Source organism: Pelagerythrobacter sp. Soil_C_18, from assembly GCF_057657235.1.
This window is the reverse complement of sequence record NZ_JBDGIU010000002.1, coordinates 149,244-165,790: the sequence shown is the minus strand read 5'-3', so window position 1 is coordinate 165,790 and position 16,547 is coordinate 149,244. Positions and strand designations below refer to the sequence as shown.

The window sequence follows — 16,547 nt, the reverse complement described above, 5'->3', positions numbered from 1 at the left end:
AGCTATGCGGCATGCGGAGAGGATGCAACGGCTATCCCGGTGCAGACGCCCGCTGCCGGGCACCCATCTTCGGTGTCCGGCAGCGGAAGCTGCGCTTGCTCAATAGCGGTAATGATCCGGCTTGAAGGGGCCGTTCTGCGGCACGCCGATATAGTCGGCCTGCTTCTTGCTGAGCTGCGTCAGCTTCACGCCCAGCTTCTCGAGGTGCAGTGCGGCGACTTTCTCGTCCAGATGCTTGGGCAGGACGTAAACGTCGTTCTCGTATTCGTCCGACTTGGTGAACAGTTCGATCTGCGCCAGCGTCTGGTTGGTGAAGCTGCTGCTCATCACGAAGCTCGGATGGCCGGTCGCGCAGCCGAGGTTCACCAGACGGCCCCTGGCAAGCACGAGGATCGATTTGTCGTCGGGGAAGGTGACGAGATCGGTGCCCGGCTTGATTTCCTTCCAGGTGTAGTTGTCGAGCGCCGAGATCTGGATTTCGCTGTCGAAGTGGCCGATGTTGCACACGATGGCCATGTTCTTCATCGCCTTCATGTGCTCGGCGGTGATGACGTCCTCGTTGCCGGTCGCGGTAACGAAGATGTCGCAGCGCGTGACCGCCTCTTCCATCGTCACGACCTCGAACCCGTCCATCGCCGCCTGGAGTGCGCAGATCGGATCGATCTCGGTCACCATCACCCGCGCACCGCCGTTGCGCAGCGATGCGGCCGAGCCCTTGCCAACATCGCCGTAGCCCGCGACGCAGGCGACCTTGCCGGCCAGCATCACGTCGGTCGCGCGGCGGATCGCGTCGACCAGCGATTCCTTGCACCCGTAAAGGTTGTCGAACTTCGACTTGGTGACCGAATCGTTGACGTTGATCGCCGGGAACGGGAGCTTGCCCTTCTTGGCGATCTGGTAGAGCCGCATGACGCCGGTGGTCGTCTCTTCCGAAACGCCCTTGATGTTCTCCACCGCCTTGGTGAGATAGCCGGGCTTCGCCTTCACGAAGGCTTTGAGCGCCCGCTGCATCTCGATCTCTTCGGCATTCTGCGGCTCCGGCATTTCCTCACCCGCCTCGATCCGCGCACCCCACAGCGCGAACATCGTCGCGTCGCCGCCGTCATCGAGGATCATGTTGGCGGTACGATCGGCATCATCCGCGGTCGACCAGTCGAAGATCTTGCCGACGTAATCCCAATACTCCGCCAGGCTCTCGCCCTTCACCGCGAACACCGGAATGCCCTGTGCGGCGATTGCGGCGGCGGCATGGTCCTGGGTCGAGAAAATGTTGCAGGTCGCCCAGCGGACTTCTGCGCCGAGCGCGACCAGCGTTTCGATCAGCACCGCGGTCTGGATCGTCATGTGCAGGCTGCCGGTGATCCGCGCGCCCTTGAGCGGCTGGGCGGTGCCGTATTCCCCACGCAGCGCCATCAGGCCCGGCATCTCGGTTTCGGCGATTCCGATCTCGTCGCGTCCATATTCGGCGAGGGCGATGTCCTTGATGATGTAGTCGTGCTTGGCGTCGGCCACGAATGATCTCCTGAGATTCTACTACGTCCGGCCCCGCGCGAAGGGGCGCCTCGTGATCGGTTGCGATGTAGCGATCGGCCTGGTTCGAGGCAAATATAAAGCGATCTTTATATGATGCCATATTGCCGTGCAGGGCGCAGGCTCTATATCGGGCGCGAACGGACGGGACGACGAAAGGAAATTTCCCGATGACGATTTCGGTAGGCGATAGAATTCCCGATGTGACCCTGGTCAAGGCGACCGAGAACGGGCCCGAGAAGGTCCAGGCGGGCGACTACTTCAAGGGCAAGAAGGTGGCGCTGTTTTCCGTCCCCGGCGCGTTCACCCCGACCTGCTCGGCCCGGCACCTGCCCGGCTACGTCGAGAAGGCCCAGGACCTGAAGTCGAAAGGCGTTGACGAGATCGCATGCACCGCCGTCAACGACGCTTTCGTGATGGGCGCCTGGAACGAGAACGCGGGTTCGGAAGACATCACCATGCTTGCGGACGGCAACGGCGAATTCGCCGAAGCCGTGGGCCTGACAATGGACGGCAGCGGCTTCGGCCTCGGCACGCGCGGGCAGCGTTACTCGATGATCGTCGAGGACGGCGTCGTGAAGGAACTAAACGTTGAGCAGCCGGGCGACTTCTCGGTCTCGAGCGCGGAGCATATGCTGGGCCAGCTCTGATCCGATCATCGACGGTGTTTTCATGAGCCGGGGCGCCCAGCGGCGCTCCGGCTTTTTTGCGCTCACGCATCAAACCTTTTAACCTAGGATATAATAACCTGTTCTTTTCAGTTATTTAGGAACGAACACCGGTTGCCCTGATTTCACTGGATGAGCCCCAAGGTCACTCATCTGCAGGACAGGACATACCGCATGGCTTTCAATCCCTTGGCCGAAAAAGGCATTCCGATAGAACGGCAGTTCCGCAACTGGTCGGAGCTGACCGGGCACACCTACAACACGAACGACGTTCACCCGTACACTCGCTGTCGCGTGATCCTGATGAACGGGATCGAGGTGGAGGCGTTGGTCAATTCGCACAACGCCGCGCGCCGAATTGCCGACACCGGGATCAAACAGATGCTCGCTCTGGTTAGGAAGGCCGAGCAGCAACAACAGAAGGCAGTGAACTGGCTGATCCCCGGCAGCGAGAGCACGATCGCCAACACGATCGGCTACGAGCAAGTTGCAGTGGACCTCACCAGCTGGATCGCGCGGCATGAGCCCGATCCTTACCTCAACCAGGTTTACGAGTTCGGCGTGCTCGAAGATTACGATCACCTCTACCGCTACGCCAACTTGATGGACCTGATGGGGGAGCGGCGGAAGGCTGAGGAGATCACTGGCGACCTGACCGAGATCCTGCCGGGCCGCCCGACGATCTTCCATCATCGCCACCCGCATGACGAGTTGCGCCGCCCGATGACGGTGGAGGCGTCCGATTTCCAGTCGATCCTCAACGCTCTAACGGTGGTCTCCGCCGAGCAGCAGACGATGAATTACTACATGAACGTCGGCAATAGGCCCAAAGACCCGATGGCGCGCGCGCTTTATTGCGAGATCGCGATGGTCGAGGAGCAGCACGTCTCCCACTACGAATCCATACTCGACCCGACCACGCCGGAACTACTCAACCTCGCGCTGCACGAGTACAACGAGTGCTGGCTCTACTGGTCGTGCATGCAGACCGAGCCCGACCCGCGCATCCGCCAGGTGTGGGAATTGCATCTGGCGATGGAGATCGAGCATCTCCGGCTCGCCTGCGAGATGATGAAAGAAGTCGACGGCATCGACCCGGAGGAGATCTTCCCCCGCGAGGGGGTGAGCGAGCCGATGACTTTCGAGCCCAACAAACTCTACGTCCGCGATGTCCTTGCCCGGACGCTCGAACTGACCGCCTATGATTCCGAGTTCGTACCGGTCGGCAACCTGCCCGAGGACCATAGATTCTTCGACTATCAGGCCACCGTCAACGCCGGCGGCGTTCCGAGCGAAGACGTGATCCGCAGGCACCGCGAGGAACTGGGCGGCGAATACCGCTCAGCAAGCGAAGGCGAGCACCCGAACGCCTCGCTGCGGGAGAGTGGGACCTGCGAGGAAACACCGTACGCAAAGGTCGAGCAGATGCATCTGGAGAATGTGTGATGACCGGTAACGATGAGAAGCATGAAGGCATGCGGCGCGCTATGGACAAGGCCGGAGATGTCGTCGGCGGCATGGTCGGGCGGATGAGCGCGCGCAGCGCGGGTTCAACAAGCGCCGACGAGTTCGTGACGAGCGCGGCGATAGGAGACATGTACGAGATCGCGTCCGCCAGGCTGGCCTTACAGCGGACCCGCAACGACGCGGTCAAGGCAGCGGCGCGGAAGATGATCGTCGATCACACCACGAGCACGCACCACCTCCGCTCGGCGCTGCGCATGAATTCGACCCGCGGACTCCCGCCGCCGCCCACCGAACTGGACGAACGGCGCAAGACGATGATCGAACATCTCGAGGCCGCGCCCGATGAGAAGTTCGACGAGACCTACGTCGACCAGCAGGTCCTCGCGCACAAGGAAACGGTCGACCTGATGACCGGCTTCCGCGACCACGGCGACAATCCCCAACTGCGGTCGCTCGCGGCCGGTACGGCGCCCGTAGTCACCCGGCACCTGGCGCACATGGAAAGGCTGAGGGCCGGGCTCGCCTGATTTCTCCCCGTCGCCCCAGCGGAAGTTGGAATCGCTTCCGACACCCCCCTTGGTGGCACGCGATCCCACCTTTTGCTGGGACGCCGCCTTCGGTGGAAAGCGGAAGCTGCCCTGGAGGCCTGCTCAATACCCCATCAGCTTGAGCACTTCCTCGCGGCTGCGGGGGTCTTCGAGAAAAGTGCCCATCATGCGGCTGGTGGTCATCGTCACGCCGGGGGTGCGGACGCCGCGGGCAGTCATGCAGCTATGGCTGGCCTCGATCACGACGGCGACGCCTTGCGGGTGGAGGTGCTCCCATATGCAGTCGGCGACTTCGGCTGTCAGCCGCTCCTGCACCTGAAGGCGCCGGGCGAAGCCGTGGAGCACGCGGGCGAGCTTGGAGATGCCGACGACGCGGTCAGTCGGCAGATATGCGATCGCAGCCTTGCCGATAATCGGCGCCATGTGATGCTCGCAGTGGCTCTGGAAGGGAATGTCCCTAAGCAGGACGATTTCGTTGTAGCCGCCGACTTCCTCGAACACGCGGCTGAGGTGGATAGAGGGGTCTTCGCCATAGCCGAGGCAATATTCCTTCCACGCGCGGGCGACGCGCTTGGGAGTGTCGAGCAGGCCTTCGCGGGCCGGGTCGTCGCCCGTCCAGCGGATCAGCGTGCGGATCGCTTCCTGTACATCCTCGGGCACCGGCGGCTTGCCGCGTGGATCGTCTTCGTCGGGTCCGACCAGGCTGCTCATTTCCCCATCCTCATCTTGGCCCCGCGAAAGGCGCGGCCCAGCCGGCTCCCCTTACGGAAAAGTCCTCCTTTGGCAAACGGCTCGAACAGCTCTTCCGGTCGCTCGGGGTCAAGCAGGCCGGACCCCGCAAGCGTCTCCTCGATTGCGCCGATCTCAGGCGGATCAAAGGCTCGCAGCGAGCGCCCGTCCCCCTGCCCACACGCAGCAATCAGCCGATGCATCGACGGGTCGCTGGCAAGCAGCCGGGCCACCTCTTCCTCCTCGATACCGCAGTGTTCGCCGAGCAGCGAATGGCGCAGCGCGGCGACTCCATCACAGGCACGATCGTTGCCCGGACGGTCGCAGTCGATGAATACGTCGCATTCGGAATCGAGGCCCATCGAGCGGTTGTTGAAATTGGCCGAACCGATCCGCAGAATCCGATCGTCCACGATCATCAACTTTGCGTGCACGTAAATCGGCGTATCGCCGGTGTGTGGGACATAGACCTGAAAGCGGCGCTTGTGATCGAGTTCGGCCAGGCTGTGGAGCAGGCAGTTGCGCGCGTGGTCCATTGCCTGCTGTTCCAGCCACCCTTCAGCCGTCAGCGGCTGGACCATCACGATTTCGGGCGGATCGTCCTCCTTCAGCCGCTCGCCAATCGCTTCGGCGATCTTGCGTGAGGTGAAGTACTGGTTCTCGCTGTAGATGAAGTGCCGGGCGCGTGCGATTTGGGTGAGCAGTAGCTGCTCGATCTCGTTCACTTGCGGCGATCCGTCGTGCTTCGCGCGCGTCCGCGCGATGCCGATTTCGATGTTCTCGAACTGCACCGGCAGATCGTCGGGCCAAAGGCTCTCATCGGGGATCGGCACCTGTTCCAGGGGTTCGCCGCCCGCGCGTTCCCACCGGTTGCGGCCGAGAGTGCCCAGCACGCGCGCGGCGTCGCCTTCGAACATCATTGTCGCGTCGTGCCAGGGGCCGTAGCGCCTGCCGTGCGGGCGCCGCCGGCGCCGGTCGTGTTGCAGATGCTCGCGCGTGTCCCATCGGTCCTGGGTCATGTCGATCCCGCCACAGACCGCGAGCTTGTCGTCGAGCACGGCGATCTTCTGGTGATGCGAACAGCCGACCGGGTGGTGGGTGTCGAACTTGAAGGTGATCCCCTGATGCGCCGCCATGCGCGCCAGGTCGACCAGCATGTAACCGCGCAGCATGAACTGGACCAGGCCCAGGCTCCACTTGAGAACCCGAATCTCGATCCCCGGGCGATGGCGCGCGAGCCACATCAGGAAACTGCCCAGCCGGCGCGGATACTTGCGGCGCAAGATCCGGTGGAACCAGCGACGGCCCAGCGCGAGATGGATGCGCGTGTCGAAATCCCATCCGACCAGGAATATGCGATGGCGCGCCTTGAGCATCGCCTGCTGCATCAGCGCGAAATAGGCTGCCGCATCGACGATCACGCTCGCGCGGTCGACACGGGCATAGCGCCAGACGCCCGGTTCTTCCGAGCAGTCGTCGAACTCCGGCTCGCTCAAGTCTTCCTCGGCCGCGCCCACCCCTCCCTCGCTTTCCGTTATTCCTTCGCGTCTTCCATCTTCTCTGGCGTTACCTCGGCCTCAGCCTTTTCCGCGCGCTTGCGGCGCTCGAAGACCGATTCCATGTACACCTCGTCCTCCTCCGTGAGGTATTTTTCGAAGTCGGGGAAGTGCTCGTCCTCCTCTTCCTCGATGTGGTGGCGGTAGCGGTCATCGAGGGTCTTGAACTTGGTCATCCAGCCGCCGCTCGAAGTGTCGGTCGCGGCCAAGTCGTTGAGCATCTCGTCAATCTCGTGATGCTCGGCCACCGAGTGGCGAGTTTCGTCAGTGGTCTCAGGCTTGCGCAGCATTGTCGAATAGAGCGCTTGCTCCTCCGCCGCTGCGTGGCTTTTCAGTTCCTTGGTCAGCTCGATGAAGAGCGCTTCGCGTTCTCCGCTCTCGCCCTGGGTGCCGAGAATCCGGTCGAGCAGTTCGCGGTGTTTGTCGTGATCCTGCTTGAGACGCGCGAAGATCGCTTCGGCCGCTGCCATATCGGGGAGCCCCTGTTCAGTTGATGTTCCACCAAAAAATGGACGAGGCGAAGCATTGTTCCTCACGCGGCGGTCGGGGGTGACGAAGGCACGGGCACACGCCATATTCCCGGTATGGACGCATTCCGACAGGCCCCGCCGACCGCCGAGGACATGGAGCGCATGGCGCAGGCGGTGATCGATTCGCTGCCCGAGGAGTTCCGCGAACCGCTGCGCCAGGTGGTCGTCCGGATCGAGGAGTTCGCCACGCGCGAGCAACTCGATTCGGTTGACATCCGCAGCAAGTGGAACTTGACCGGCCTCTACGAAGGGCGTCCGCTCGGCGAGCAGTCGAGCTGGGATTCCGGCGACCTGCCGCCGGTCATCAGCCTGTTCCGCCAGCCGCTGGGGCGGGAATGGCGGGAGACCGGGGTCGAATTCGCCGACCTGGTGCGCCACGTCGTGATTCACGAGGCCGGCCATCACTTCGGCTTCTCCGACGAGGAAATGCACTGGCTCGAAGACAGCGTGGACGACGAACTTACGCCCTAGCCGCCGGAACCCCGGGCGAGTTGGTTGCGGATATGATCGAGCACGGGGCCGTAGATCGGGTTCTCGAACTCGACACCGACCACCTGGCGCTCCGCCCATTTCACCGTCGCCGCGATCGGCCCGATCGGTCCGATACGGACCGTGATCTGCGCGCCGGGGATGAGACTGCCGAACTTGTCGAAGAAGCGGCAGCCGCGTTCCGAAATGTCGAGCACGCTGACGTCCTTGGGCACACCACTACCGGTGCGGTAGCGCCCCTCGACCGCAATGTGGTGACGCTCCTCGCGCCGGATTTCCTCGTCCCCCTGCCCCATGCGCCCGAAGTTACGCCCGAGCGCATGCGAAGCAATAGGGATTCGCGAGGGGCGTGCGGCGGAGTGAGGTGTGGTCTTGCTAGACCATATAAGCAAACAGGGCCGCCCCCAGAGGAGACGGCCCTGTTTAATGGCGCGCCCGAAAGGATTCGAACCTCTGACCCCCAGATTCGTAGTCTGGTGCTCTATCCAGCTGAGCTACGGGCGCGCTTGGAGGGCGCCACATAAGGGGGGCGGTCGGGCTTGGCAATCCCCTATCGGGCCGGTTTTTCGGGTGAACCTCCGAACAGCGCCTGACAAAGTGCGACGTCGAGCGGGGGCTTGGGAAGCGGGGCGATCTCCTCGGGCGTGAGCCAGGCAATCTCCCCGCCCTCAAGCGCGCAGGGATCCCCAATCCAGTGATTGGTTTGGTAGAGGAGAATGACAATGCCCGGTGCGCCAGCGCACGGTGCGGACTGGGCGAAGCTGACGGGCTGAAGCCGATCGCGCCGGACCGCGATGCCGAGTTCCTCGCGGATTTCCCGTTCCAGTGCGCAGTCGGGCAGTTCGTCAGGCTCGACCTTGCCGCCAGGAAACTCCCACAGCCCGCCGTGATGCTTTTCCGGCGGCCGACGGTGCATCAGCCAGCGGCCGTCGGCTCCACGCAATGCCAGCGCGACGACCGTGATCCATTTCGGCTCCTGTTCCATCTCGCGGACCTATCAGAACTTTTTCTTAATGGAGACCGTCCATAGTCGGCCCTCAGGACCGTACCGGGGGGAGCGTCCCATGCATCAGACGGATCTTCTGACGCGCATCGGACGCGACACCAGTGGCGCAACCGCCATCGAGTACGGCCTGATTGTTGCCTTGATCGTAATCGCCTGCATGGGCGCTCTCCAACTCGTCGCTGGCGAGACCATCGAGATGTGGGACTGGGTTTCGAGCGAGGTCACCAAAGAGAGGGGATAGGTGAACGGCTGCTTGCGACCTTAGCACTTTATAAAGCCATTCCCCTTATTGCCGCTCACTGCTCGTTCCGGCGTTGCGGGAAAGAGTTCGGGTATCGAAGACTGAACCAGGAGACTGACATGAAGTTCATCAACAAGCTGCTCCGCGACGAGCAGGGCGCCACCGCCATCGAATACGGCCTGATTGCCGCGCTGATCGCGGTTGCTGCAATCACCGCCATGAGCACGCTCGGCGACGAGCTGACCACGACGTTCTCGACCGTGCACACCGAAATGGCGAAGTCGAACACCGTCACGCCGTAAGTCTCGGCGAATAAATGCTAAAGGGTGGCGGGAGCGATCCTGTCACCCTTTTTGGTTTACGCGACCGCTCGCCCCTAGCTCCCCCGCACTACAATCTTCACCTTCTGCCCCGCACGGAGCGTGTCTCCCGAACCGAGGCCGTTGAGCACCCGGAAGCGTTGCTCCTTCGCGTTATCGAAAGCCATGCGGCTGGCGAGCGATGAAATTGTGTCGCCGCTGCGCACCGTCACCACATCGATCCGCCGCGGTACGACCTGGTTTGCTTCCGACTGGCTGATCCGGCGCATCGAGTTGAACATCGGCGTGAACACCCCCGACCGCCCGGCTTGGCTGATCGCCGCGAAGTGGAACGCCTGATTGTTCGAGAACTCATAGGCAAAGACCACCACGTCCACCTGGCCATTGCCGCTGTTGACGCGCGCGATGCCGTAAGCGGCGGGAATGCCGTTCACCGTCGTCTGCTCCATGCTCGCCGGCGCCAGCGTCTGCTGATTGCCGCCGAGCGCGCGGAACACGCTGCGGATGTAGTTGCCAAGATTGCCGTCGTAAGGCCCGGTGCTGAGCTGCGCCTGTCCGCTCTGCCCGTTGATCGAAACCGCGCGCGTGCCGTTGATCATGTAGAATCCCTGCGGCGCGGTGAACGAGAGGCGGAACACCGGATGGATGAACTGCCGCCCCTCGATAATCCCCTGCGCCGGATCGTCGCCGTAGACCAGCCCATCGATCCGCGTGAGGAACGTGTCGCGGTTGGTAACGCCGGTGCCGCCCGCCGCCCTTTGCAGCGCCGACTGCACGCGGCTCGCCGGATCGGGGTGAGTGGAAGCCCATTCGGGCACCCTCGCGTCATCGCGCCCCTGTAATGAAGCATCGAGCGCGTTCTGCGCTGCGAGGCTCTGCAGCACAGTCGCCATCGCTCGCGGATCGTAGCCGGCGCGATTGAGATACTGGATGCCGAGGTCATCCGCCTGCAGTTCCTGATCGCGCGAGAAGCGCAGCGTCAGCATCTGCGATCCCTGCAGGATACCCCGCGAGATTTGCTGTCCGATGCCGCTGTCGCCCAGCAGGATGCCCGAGAGGATCGCCCCGGCCGCGCCGAGCAGCGTGTTCTGCTGCGCCGTTGCCTGCCGGCGCTGCGAGTGGCGTGCGGCGACGTGGCCGACTTCGTGCCCGAGCACGCCGGCGAGCTCCGCCTCATTGTTCATCAGCGCGACGAGCTGGCGCGTGGTGTAAACGTAGCCACCGGGGATCGCGAAGGCGTTGTTGACCGAACTATTGAGCAGCGTGACGGTGAAATCCGACTGCGCGTTGCCCAGCCCCGACTGCACCGCGATGTTCTTGCCGACCTGCTCGACATATTGCGCCTGCGGCCCCGTCATCGCACCGCCGAATTCGGCGAGAAGCTGCGGGTGTGCCTGGGCACCCATCTGCGCCTCGGGCTGGGTGATGGGTGTCGACGGACTTGGGATGTTGCCCATCGACGTGCACGAACCGAGCGTCAGGGAAAGCGTGGCGACTGAAGCCAGGGCGAGGGGTTTTAGGCGAAGCATTGCGATGTCTCCTCCAAGCGTGCGCGACGCTGCGCTCGCCGCTGCGGTTGATTCTATGCGAGAAACCCGGCGCGGATGGGCTTGGTTCCCGTTCCCGGTGCGAGACGCGGCCGCTCGGTGCATCATCACAAGGAAAGCCGGGACCGCGCGCAGCGAAGTCCGACCTCGCGGTCGGCGATCCCAACCTTCGCGATGATGACCGGGAGGGGGCCACGAGCGGCTGCTTACCGGGTCAGGCGCCGCCGATCTGAAGGAAGCGTTCCTCGCGCTTGCGCCTAAGATCGTCCGGCGCGAGATCCGACAGGGCGTCCAGCTCTTCGCCGATTGCATGCGCCAGGGTGTGCGCGGTCGCCACCGGGTCGCGGTGCGCACCGCCCACGGGCTCGGGCACGATGCGATCGATCACACCGAGCCGCTCGAGGTGCTGGGCGGTGACTTTCATCGCTTCGGCAGCATCAGGGGCCTTCTCGGCCGTCCGCCAGAGGATCGACGCACAACCTTCCGGCGAAATCACCGAGTAGACCGCATGTTCGAGCATCAGCACGCGCTCGGCGCTCGCCAGCGCCACCGCGCCGCCCGATCCGCCCTCGCCCACGATCGTCGCGACCATCGGCACGGGCAGTGCGAGGCAGGCTTCGGTCGAGCGCGCGATCGCCTCGGCCTGGCCGCGCTCCTCCGCCTCGACGCCGGGAAAGGCCCCCGACGTATCGACGAGCGTCACCACCGGCAGACCGAAGCGCCCGGCCATCCCCATGAGACGGATGGCCTTGCGGTATCCCTCGGGCTTGCCCATGCCGAAATTGTGCCTCAGGCGGCTTTCGGTGTCGTTGCCCTTCTCGTGCCCGATCAGCATGACACGGTGATCGCCGAGCTTCGCGAACCCACCGAGGATCGCCTCGTCCTCGCCGTAGCAGCGGTCCCCGCCGAGCGGAATGAACTCTTCGAACGCATGTTCGACGAAATCGCGGAAGTGCGGCCGCGCCGGATGGCGGGCGACCTGCGTCTTCTGCCACGGCGTCAACGCCGCATATGTGCTGGAGAGCAGATCGGCGCTCTTCTGTTCGAGTCGCTGGAGCTCGCCCGAGATATCGACGTCGTCGCCTTCGGCTGCGGTGCGCAGTTCTGCGATCCGAGCCTCGAGCTGCGCGACGGGCTTCTCGAATTCGAGATAGGAAATCATCGCAGAGCGCCTAGTCCGCGCAGCCGCGAACGGCAAGAGGATGCCGTTCGTTGACCAACGCGACCAGCCGGGCGCTGTCGACGTGGGTGTAGATCTGCGTGGTTGCAATATCCGCATGGCCGAGCAGCGTCTGGAGCACGCGCAAGTCCGCCCCGCCCTCCAGCAGATGCGTCGCGAAGGCATGGCGCAGCACGTGCGGGCTGACCTTTTCCGGCCCTAGGCCGGCACGGGCGGCAAGTGCCTTCAGGAGCTGAAAAAGGCGCACGCGCGTCAGGTGTTTGCCTCCGCGCGAAGGGAAGAGGTGCTTCGATCCCTCCGGCCGCAGCGGCAGCCAGCGCGACAGTGCCGCTCCTGCCCGGCCGCTGACTGGCACCATGCGCGCCTGCCCGCCCTTGCCGGTCACCGTGAGCAAGGGCGCATCCCGCGGCACCGCCGAGAGCGGCAACGAGACGAGCTCGGTCGCGCGCAGCCCCGACCCGTAGAGAAGCTCCAGCAGCGTTAAGAGCCGCACCGCGCGCGCATCGTCGCCCTGGGCTTCCTCCTCTGCACGGGCGAAAAGCGCCTCGATCTCGCCGTGCGAGAGAATCTTCGGCAGCGGACGCCGCGTTGCAGGCCGTGGCAATGCGGCGGAAGGGTCGTCGCTGCGCTGGCCTTCGTCTACCAGGAAGCCGTAGAACTGCCGCAGTGCCGAGGATTTTCGCGCCACGCTCGACGGCGCGAGCGTGGCCCATGCCTGGCCCAGACGGGCCAGATCGTCGCGTTCTGCGAGCTCGAGCGAGCCGATCGCTTCCTCCGCCCCTTCGAGATCCCGTCGGTACGCCGCGAGCGTGTTCGCCGCCGCGCCACGCTCGGCAGCGAGCATGGCAAGGAAATCCTCGATCCCTGACACTACTCTCCTTCCCGCTTGGCGGAGAGGAATGGCGGATGGGTACGGAGCCGGAGCATCAATCGCATTCTGACCCACCTCTGGTCCCACTCGCAAGCGCGAGGCGGGATCAGGCGCGCGCCACGGCCTCCGCCGCGATCATGCGCGCTTCCGCCGAAAGCCCGACTCGGTTGAGCGCGGAGACGATGTGGAACAGATGCCGCGCGGTCATCCGCTCCCACCCCTCGCCCTGCATGCCAAGCCCAGCGAGCAGCGCTACGAGCGCCGGGTTGTCGACGTCGGCGGCGCGTTCGATCATGCGTATCCACTTCGTCTCGCGCGAGAGATCGATCCCGACACGTGCCGAATAAGATTGGGCGGTATCGCCATCGATCCGCCCCAGCCCCGCCAGGGCCGCGACGAAGAAGCGCGACTTGCGTTGTCCAGCGCTGCCGTCGGCATCGATGAAAGTGTCGAGCGGCCCACCGCCGATGGAATCCTGCGCATCCGGCTGCGCCAGTGCGAGGAGCGCCCAGGCTTGGCTTCCCTGCTCGACGACGGGCGCCCATTCCATTGCGTCTCGGTCGAGCCCGGCGGCAAGCATCGACGCGATCAACTGCGGGGCAGCCTCCGCCAGATCCTCGCTCGGCCGCAGGCGTGCCGCGGCATAGGCGGTGAGCACCAGCCGCCCGTAGGCGGGCGAATCGGAAGAGCCCCAGATCTCCCGCATCGCAGTGAGGCGCGACGCGGGTTCGCCGACATAGGCCTCCCGCAAGCTTGCGGCGGTCGCGGCAGCGGGGCCTTCGGCGCCTTCGACTGCATAGATCTGACTGTAGAGATCGACCATCGCGGAGGCAGAGAGAATACCTTCACGTGCCGCTCGGTCGGCACCTTCCGCGCGCGCCGTGGGGGCGAGCATTGGCGCGACGGCGGAGACTCGCTGATAGTAGGGTTCGGGGTCCGCAAGCAGGTTCTCGGGAATTTCCGCGCCGACCGCCGTCGCGAGCGCGAAACGCCAGGGCGTGATCTCATCGACCTCATCCCACTCGAGGTTGACGGCTCGCCGCCCCGATCCCGCGGCGCCGGCGTAGCGCTGCGCGAGAAGGACGTCGATCGCCGGCGCGGTTCCGCGCGACAGCGCGCGGCTGAGCTCGGTCCCGGCACGCACGCCCTGCCCCGCAAAGGCCGAGCAGATCGAGCGCCAGAGCTGCCAGCGCGCTTCGTCGCGGTCGCTGCCCTGAAGCTGGACCGCCGGACAGGCGCCGACGATGTCTCCGGTCGCGACATAGGCGTCGAGCGCAGCGCCGGTCAGTGCGCCGTTCCAGTTGCTCGTATCGACGTCCTGCGCGATCGCGCGTGCGGCGGTGTATTCGCCGATGGAGTTGAGCGTCGCGGTGCGGAGCGCTGCGAAGTCGACCGGATCCATCCCTTCTGGTGCCGCAAGGCGGCTCGCGAGTGCGCGCCGGAGCAGGATATGACCCCAGCGCGAGACGAGCGGCCCGCGCGTTCCGGCGAGCGCCGCTCGCACCAGCGAGGCGGGCTGCGCCGCAAGCGACGCCGTCGCGAACCCGCCTTCGTCCGGCGCGAGCACGCCGACTTCGGCAAGCGAGCGGCGTGCGGCCCGCGGAATGTCGTCACGTGGCTTGAGTCCGAGCAGCTCGTCGAGTTCGTCGGTGTCCATCGCCTCCAGCTCTTCGAGCGAGGGCAGATCCGGCGGCAGCTCGATATCCGCGACATCGAGCTCGGGCAGCGGCTGAATGACGGGCGTGCTGGTCGCGCTCGGCGCAGGGGCGGCAGTGCTCGTGGCTGTGGGGCGCGGAGTGGGCGTGGGACTCGGCGCCGGCGCCGGATCGTCGAACCCCGGCGGCAACAACGATTCGGGCGCGCTCTGCGCCAGCACGAACGTGGAGCTCAGTGCGAGCGCCGCGCCACCGGCGAAGAGGGCCGCCTTCATTCCGCCGTCTCCGGCAGGTCGATCGGCTCGGCGATGGGGCGTATCGGCTCCTCTCCTCCGTCGATCCAGGCATAGAGCAGCAGTGCGGCGACCAGCACCACCACCGCCCATACGACACGCCTACCCGTAATTGCCAAGCCAGCAGACCCTTCTTTGCCCGTCCTTGCACAGTTGCGCCGCACCTAGCCCATCTATAGGCGAAGCGGCAATGACCCAGCAGTCCGAAACATGGAACGACGCCGAAATCGCCCGCGTCGCACGGCGGATCGACCGCCCGGTCGTACTCGTCGGGCTGATGGGTGTGGGCAAGTCCACTGTCGGGCGCAAGCTCGCCGCGCTGCTGGGCAAGAGCTTCGTCGACGCGGACGAGGCAATCGAGGACGCGGCTCAGATGCCGATCACGGAAATCTTCGACCGCTTCGGCGAGAGTTACTTCCGCGACGGGGAGCGGCGGGTGATCGCGCGGCTGATCGAGGATCGGCACGGGGTGATCGCCACCGGCGGTGGCGCCTTCGTCAACGACGTCACGCGTGCGCTGATCCTCGAGAAGGCGATCGCCGTGTGGATCGACTGCGATGTCACAACGCTGGTCGAGCGGACCGGTCGCCGCAACGTCCGCCCACTGCTGCGCGATGGCGATCCTCACGAGATACTCACCCGGCTCCATCGCGAGCGCATGCCGTTCTACGCCGAGGCGCCGATCCGCATCGCGGGGGAGGACGGTCCCCATCTCGACACTGCAATGGCCATAGTGGAGGCAATCGATCGATGGCTGTAGTGCCGGTGGAACTGGGCGGCCGATCCTACGAGGTTCGCATCGGCAAGGACCTGCTGCGCGACGCTGCGCGCGAATGCGCGCCGCTGTTGCGCAAGAGTTCGGTGCCGATCGTGACCGACGCCAACGTCGCGCAGCACTGGCGCGAACCTGTCCAGGCCTCGTTCGAGGGTGAAGGCCTCGAGCCGCGCTGGCTGGTCCTAGAGCCCGGCGAAGCATCGAAAAGCTGGGCGGACCTGCAGCGGGTCACAAACTGGCTGCTGGCCGAGCAGGTCGAGCGTGGCGACCAGGTGCTCGCGCTTGGCGGCGGGGTGATCGGCGATCTCGTCGGGTTCGCCGCCGCGATCCTCAAGCGCGGCTGCGGCTTCATCCAGTTGCCGACCACGCTGCTGGCGCAAGTCGACAGCTCTGTGGGCGGCAAGACCGCGATCAACACCGGGGCAGGCAAGAACCTGGTCGGCGCGTTCCACCAGCCCTCGCTGGTCCTGGCCGATCTCGGCGCGCTCGCCACTCTGCCCGACCGCGAGATGCGCGCCGGCTATGCCGAAGTGCTCAAGTACGGCGTGCTGGGCGACGCGCAGTTCTTCGACTGGCTCTCGGCCCATGGCGAAGCTGTCCTCGCGCGCGAGGATGCGCCGCTGGAGCACGCCGTCGCCGCCAGCGTCGCGGCCAAGGCGCGGATCGTCGCCGAGGACGAGCGCGAAACCGCCGACCGGCGCGCGCTGCTCAATCTCGGCCACACCTTCGGCCACGCGCTGGAGGCGGAGACCGGCTTTTCGGACCGCCTTCTGCACGGGGAAGCCGTCGCGCTCGGCATGGTGCTCGCCGCGCGCTACTCGGCACGGCGGGGCCAGATCAGTGATGCCGATGCGGAGCGGGTAACCCGCGCCGCGGATGCTGCGGGCCTGCCAAGCGAGATCGCCGCTCTCGGGCTCAACTGCGACGGACGCCGCCTCGCGGACCACATGCTGCACGACAAGAAGATGGACGCCGGCACCCTCCCCTTCGTCCTCCTGCGCGCCATCGGCGACGCCTATGTGGCGCGGGATGTGGAGCTGACGGACGTCACTGAATTCCTGAACGAAGAGCTGCGGGCGGATTGATCTCTACTCCCCTCCTTGGCCTGCGACGGAATGGGGAGGATTGACCGCGCGCGCTGC

Annotated in this window: 19 protein-coding genes and 1 tRNA gene; 8 read left to right on the top strand and 12 right to left on the bottom strand. The window is 65.1% G+C overall.

What is annotated here, in order from left to right; genetic code table 11:
- Window positions 1–99 precede the first annotated feature (99 nt).
- Entirely contained in the window at window positions 100–1,512 is a 1,413-nt protein-coding gene (ahcY, locus tag AC3A5N_RS06450; protein ID WP_487736492.1) for an adenosylhomocysteinase, read from the bottom strand.
- 188 nt (window positions 1,513–1,700) lie between these two features.
- On the opposite strand from ahcY, the gene AC3A5N_RS06445 reads away from it, so the two are divergent.
- From AC3A5N_RS06445 to AC3A5N_RS06435, 3 genes are all read left to right on the top strand, one after another.
- A complete protein-coding gene (locus AC3A5N_RS06445) occupies window positions 1,701–2,180 on the top strand; it encodes a redoxin family protein (RefSeq protein WP_487736491.1) in 480 nt (159 codons plus the stop codon).
- A 192-nt stretch (window positions 2,181–2,372) separates the two neighbouring features.
- Window positions 2,373–3,644 carry a hypothetical protein gene (locus AC3A5N_RS06440; RefSeq protein WP_487736490.1) on the top strand — a complete coding sequence of 424 codons (1,272 nt, stop codon included), beginning with the start codon at window positions 2,373–2,375 and terminating at the stop codon, window positions 3,642–3,644.
- Window positions 3,644–4,192, top strand: coding sequence for a DUF4142 domain-containing protein (locus tag AC3A5N_RS06435; protein ID WP_487736489.1), 549 nt, complete (start codon window positions 3,644–3,646; stop codon window positions 4,190–4,192). Before AC3A5N_RS06440 ends, AC3A5N_RS06435 begins: the two co-directional genes overlap by 1 nt.
- A gap of 123 nt (window positions 4,193–4,315) precedes the next feature.
- Here the strand turns inward: AC3A5N_RS06435 and folE are convergent, their stop codons facing one another.
- The 3 genes from folE to AC3A5N_RS06420 are packed head-to-tail and all read right to left on the bottom strand — an operon-like array spanning window position 4,316 to window position 6,968.
- Window positions 4,316–4,924, bottom strand: a complete 609-nt coding sequence (gene folE / locus AC3A5N_RS06430) for a GTP cyclohydrolase I FolE (RefSeq protein ID WP_487736488.1) — start codon at window positions 4,922–4,924, stop codon at window positions 4,316–4,318.
- The gene (locus AC3A5N_RS06425) at window positions 4,921–6,438 is read right to left on the bottom strand and encodes a phospholipase D-like domain-containing protein (protein ID WP_487736487.1); all 1,518 of its coding nucleotides are present in this window, start codon (window positions 6,436–6,438) and stop codon (window positions 4,921–4,923) included. Before AC3A5N_RS06425 ends, folE begins: the two co-directional genes overlap by 4 nt.
- 38 nt (window positions 6,439–6,476) lie before the next feature.
- Window positions 6,477–6,968 (bottom strand): hemerythrin domain-containing protein, encoded by a 492-nt coding sequence (locus AC3A5N_RS06420; RefSeq protein WP_487736486.1) that lies wholly within the window; start codon window positions 6,966–6,968, stop codon window positions 6,477–6,479.
- A 114-nt stretch (window positions 6,969–7,082) separates the two neighbouring features.
- Here AC3A5N_RS06420 and AC3A5N_RS06415 point away from each other — a divergent pair, with 114 nt between their 5' ends.
- Window positions 7,083–7,499, top strand: a complete 417-nt coding sequence (locus AC3A5N_RS06415) for a metallopeptidase family protein (protein ID WP_487736485.1) — start codon at window positions 7,083–7,085, stop codon at window positions 7,497–7,499.
- Here AC3A5N_RS06415 and AC3A5N_RS06410 read toward each other — a convergent pair.
- From AC3A5N_RS06410 to AC3A5N_RS06400, 3 genes are all read right to left on the bottom strand, one after another.
- Window positions 7,496–7,813: a PilZ domain-containing protein gene (locus AC3A5N_RS06410; RefSeq protein ID WP_487736484.1), complete on the bottom strand. Its 318-nt coding sequence runs from the start codon at window positions 7,811–7,813 to the stop codon at window positions 7,496–7,498. The two genes, AC3A5N_RS06415 and AC3A5N_RS06410, sit on opposite strands and share 4 nt — an antisense overlap.
- A 131-nt stretch (window positions 7,814–7,944) precedes the next feature.
- Window positions 7,945–8,021, bottom strand: a tRNA-Arg gene (locus tag AC3A5N_RS06405).
- 46 nt (window positions 8,022–8,067) lie between these two features.
- Window positions 8,068–8,502 carry a (deoxy)nucleoside triphosphate pyrophosphohydrolase gene (locus tag AC3A5N_RS06400; protein ID WP_487736483.1) on the bottom strand — a complete coding sequence of 145 codons (435 nt, stop codon included), beginning with the start codon at window positions 8,500–8,502 and terminating at the stop codon, window positions 8,068–8,070.
- Window positions 8,503–8,581: 79 nt separating this feature from the next.
- Between AC3A5N_RS06400 and AC3A5N_RS06395 the strand changes: the two genes are divergently transcribed.
- Window positions 8,582–8,764, top strand: a complete 183-nt coding sequence (locus AC3A5N_RS06395) for a Flp family type IVb pilin (RefSeq protein ID WP_487736482.1) — start codon at window positions 8,582–8,584, stop codon at window positions 8,762–8,764.
- 119 nt (window positions 8,765–8,883) lie between these two features.
- Window positions 8,884–9,066 (top strand): Flp family type IVb pilin, encoded by a 183-nt coding sequence (locus tag AC3A5N_RS06390; protein ID WP_487736481.1) that lies wholly within the window; start codon window positions 8,884–8,886, stop codon window positions 9,064–9,066.
- A gap of 74 nt (window positions 9,067–9,140) precedes the next feature.
- Here the strand turns inward: AC3A5N_RS06390 and AC3A5N_RS06385 are convergent, their stop codons facing one another.
- The 5 genes from AC3A5N_RS06385 to AC3A5N_RS06365 form a co-directional block, all read right to left on the bottom strand.
- The gene (locus AC3A5N_RS06385) at window positions 9,141–10,613 is read right to left on the bottom strand and encodes a M48 family metalloprotease (RefSeq protein WP_487736480.1); all 1,473 of its coding nucleotides are present in this window, start codon (window positions 10,611–10,613) and stop codon (window positions 9,141–9,143) included.
- Between the two features lie 232 nt (window positions 10,614–10,845).
- Window positions 10,846–11,793, bottom strand: coding sequence for an acetyl-CoA carboxylase carboxyltransferase subunit alpha (locus tag AC3A5N_RS06380; RefSeq protein ID WP_487736479.1), 948 nt, complete (start codon window positions 11,791–11,793; stop codon window positions 10,846–10,848).
- Between the two features lie 10 nt (window positions 11,794–11,803).
- Window positions 11,804–12,682: a tyrosine recombinase gene (locus tag AC3A5N_RS06375; protein WP_487736478.1), complete on the bottom strand. Its 879-nt coding sequence runs from the start codon at window positions 12,680–12,682 to the stop codon at window positions 11,804–11,806.
- Window positions 12,683–12,788: 106 nt separating this feature from the next.
- A complete protein-coding gene (locus AC3A5N_RS06370; RefSeq protein ID WP_487736477.1) occupies window positions 12,789–14,612 on the bottom strand; it encodes a hypothetical protein in 1,824 nt (607 codons plus the stop codon).
- The gene (locus AC3A5N_RS06365; RefSeq protein WP_487736476.1) at window positions 14,609–14,749 is read right to left on the bottom strand and encodes a hypothetical protein; all 141 of its coding nucleotides are present in this window, start codon (window positions 14,747–14,749) and stop codon (window positions 14,609–14,611) included. Before AC3A5N_RS06365 ends, AC3A5N_RS06370 begins: the two co-directional genes overlap by 4 nt.
- 71 nt (window positions 14,750–14,820) lie before the next feature.
- Here AC3A5N_RS06365 and AC3A5N_RS06360 point away from each other — a divergent pair, with 71 nt between their 5' ends.
- Window positions 14,821–15,390: a shikimate kinase gene (locus AC3A5N_RS06360; protein WP_487736475.1), complete on the top strand. Its 570-nt coding sequence runs from the start codon at window positions 14,821–14,823 to the stop codon at window positions 15,388–15,390.
- Window positions 15,381–16,490 (top strand): 3-dehydroquinate synthase, encoded by a 1,110-nt coding sequence (gene aroB, locus AC3A5N_RS06355; protein ID WP_487736474.1) that lies wholly within the window; start codon window positions 15,381–15,383, stop codon window positions 16,488–16,490. Before AC3A5N_RS06360 ends, aroB begins: the two co-directional genes overlap by 10 nt.
- Window positions 16,491–16,547: the final 57 nt, after the last annotated feature.

Coding starts and splice junctions, on each gene's coding strand:
- AC3A5N_RS06445 (WP_487736491.1), top strand. CDS start 1,701: ATGACGATTTCGGTAGGCGATAGAATTCCCGATGTGACCCTGGTCAAG.
- AC3A5N_RS06415 (WP_487736485.1), top strand. CDS start 7,083: ATGGACGCATTCCGACAGGCCCCGCCGACCGCCGAGGACATGGAGCGC.
- AC3A5N_RS06360 (WP_487736475.1), top strand. CDS start 14,821: ATGACCCAGCAGTCCGAAACATGGAACGACGCCGAAATCGCCCGCGTC.
- AC3A5N_RS06440 (WP_487736490.1), top strand. CDS start 2,373: ATGGCTTTCAATCCCTTGGCCGAAAAAGGCATTCCGATAGAACGGCAG.
- AC3A5N_RS06435 (WP_487736489.1), top strand. CDS start 3,644: ATGACCGGTAACGATGAGAAGCATGAAGGCATGCGGCGCGCTATGGAC.
- AC3A5N_RS06390 (WP_487736481.1), top strand. CDS start 8,884: ATGAAGTTCATCAACAAGCTGCTCCGCGACGAGCAGGGCGCCACCGCC.
- aroB (WP_487736474.1), top strand. CDS start 15,381: ATGGCTGTAGTGCCGGTGGAACTGGGCGGCCGATCCTACGAGGTTCGC.
- AC3A5N_RS06410 (WP_487736484.1), bottom strand. CDS start 7,813: ATGGGGCAGGGGGACGAGGAAATCCGGCGCGAGGAGCGTCACCACATT.
- folE (WP_487736488.1), bottom strand. CDS start 4,924: ATGAGCAGCCTGGTCGGACCCGACGAAGACGATCCACGCGGCAAGCCG.
- AC3A5N_RS06420 (WP_487736486.1), bottom strand. CDS start 6,968: ATGGCAGCGGCCGAAGCGATCTTCGCGCGTCTCAAGCAGGATCACGAC.
- AC3A5N_RS06395 (WP_487736482.1), top strand. CDS start 8,582: ATGCATCAGACGGATCTTCTGACGCGCATCGGACGCGACACCAGTGGC.
- AC3A5N_RS06370 (WP_487736477.1), bottom strand. CDS start 14,612: ATGAAGGCGGCCCTCTTCGCCGGTGGCGCGGCGCTCGCACTGAGCTCC.
- AC3A5N_RS06380 (WP_487736479.1), bottom strand. CDS start 11,793: ATGATTTCCTATCTCGAATTCGAGAAGCCCGTCGCGCAGCTCGAGGCT.
- AC3A5N_RS06400 (WP_487736483.1), bottom strand. CDS start 8,502: ATGGAACAGGAGCCGAAATGGATCACGGTCGTCGCGCTGGCATTGCGT.
- AC3A5N_RS06385 (WP_487736480.1), bottom strand. CDS start 10,613: ATGCTTCGCCTAAAACCCCTCGCCCTGGCTTCAGTCGCCACGCTTTCC.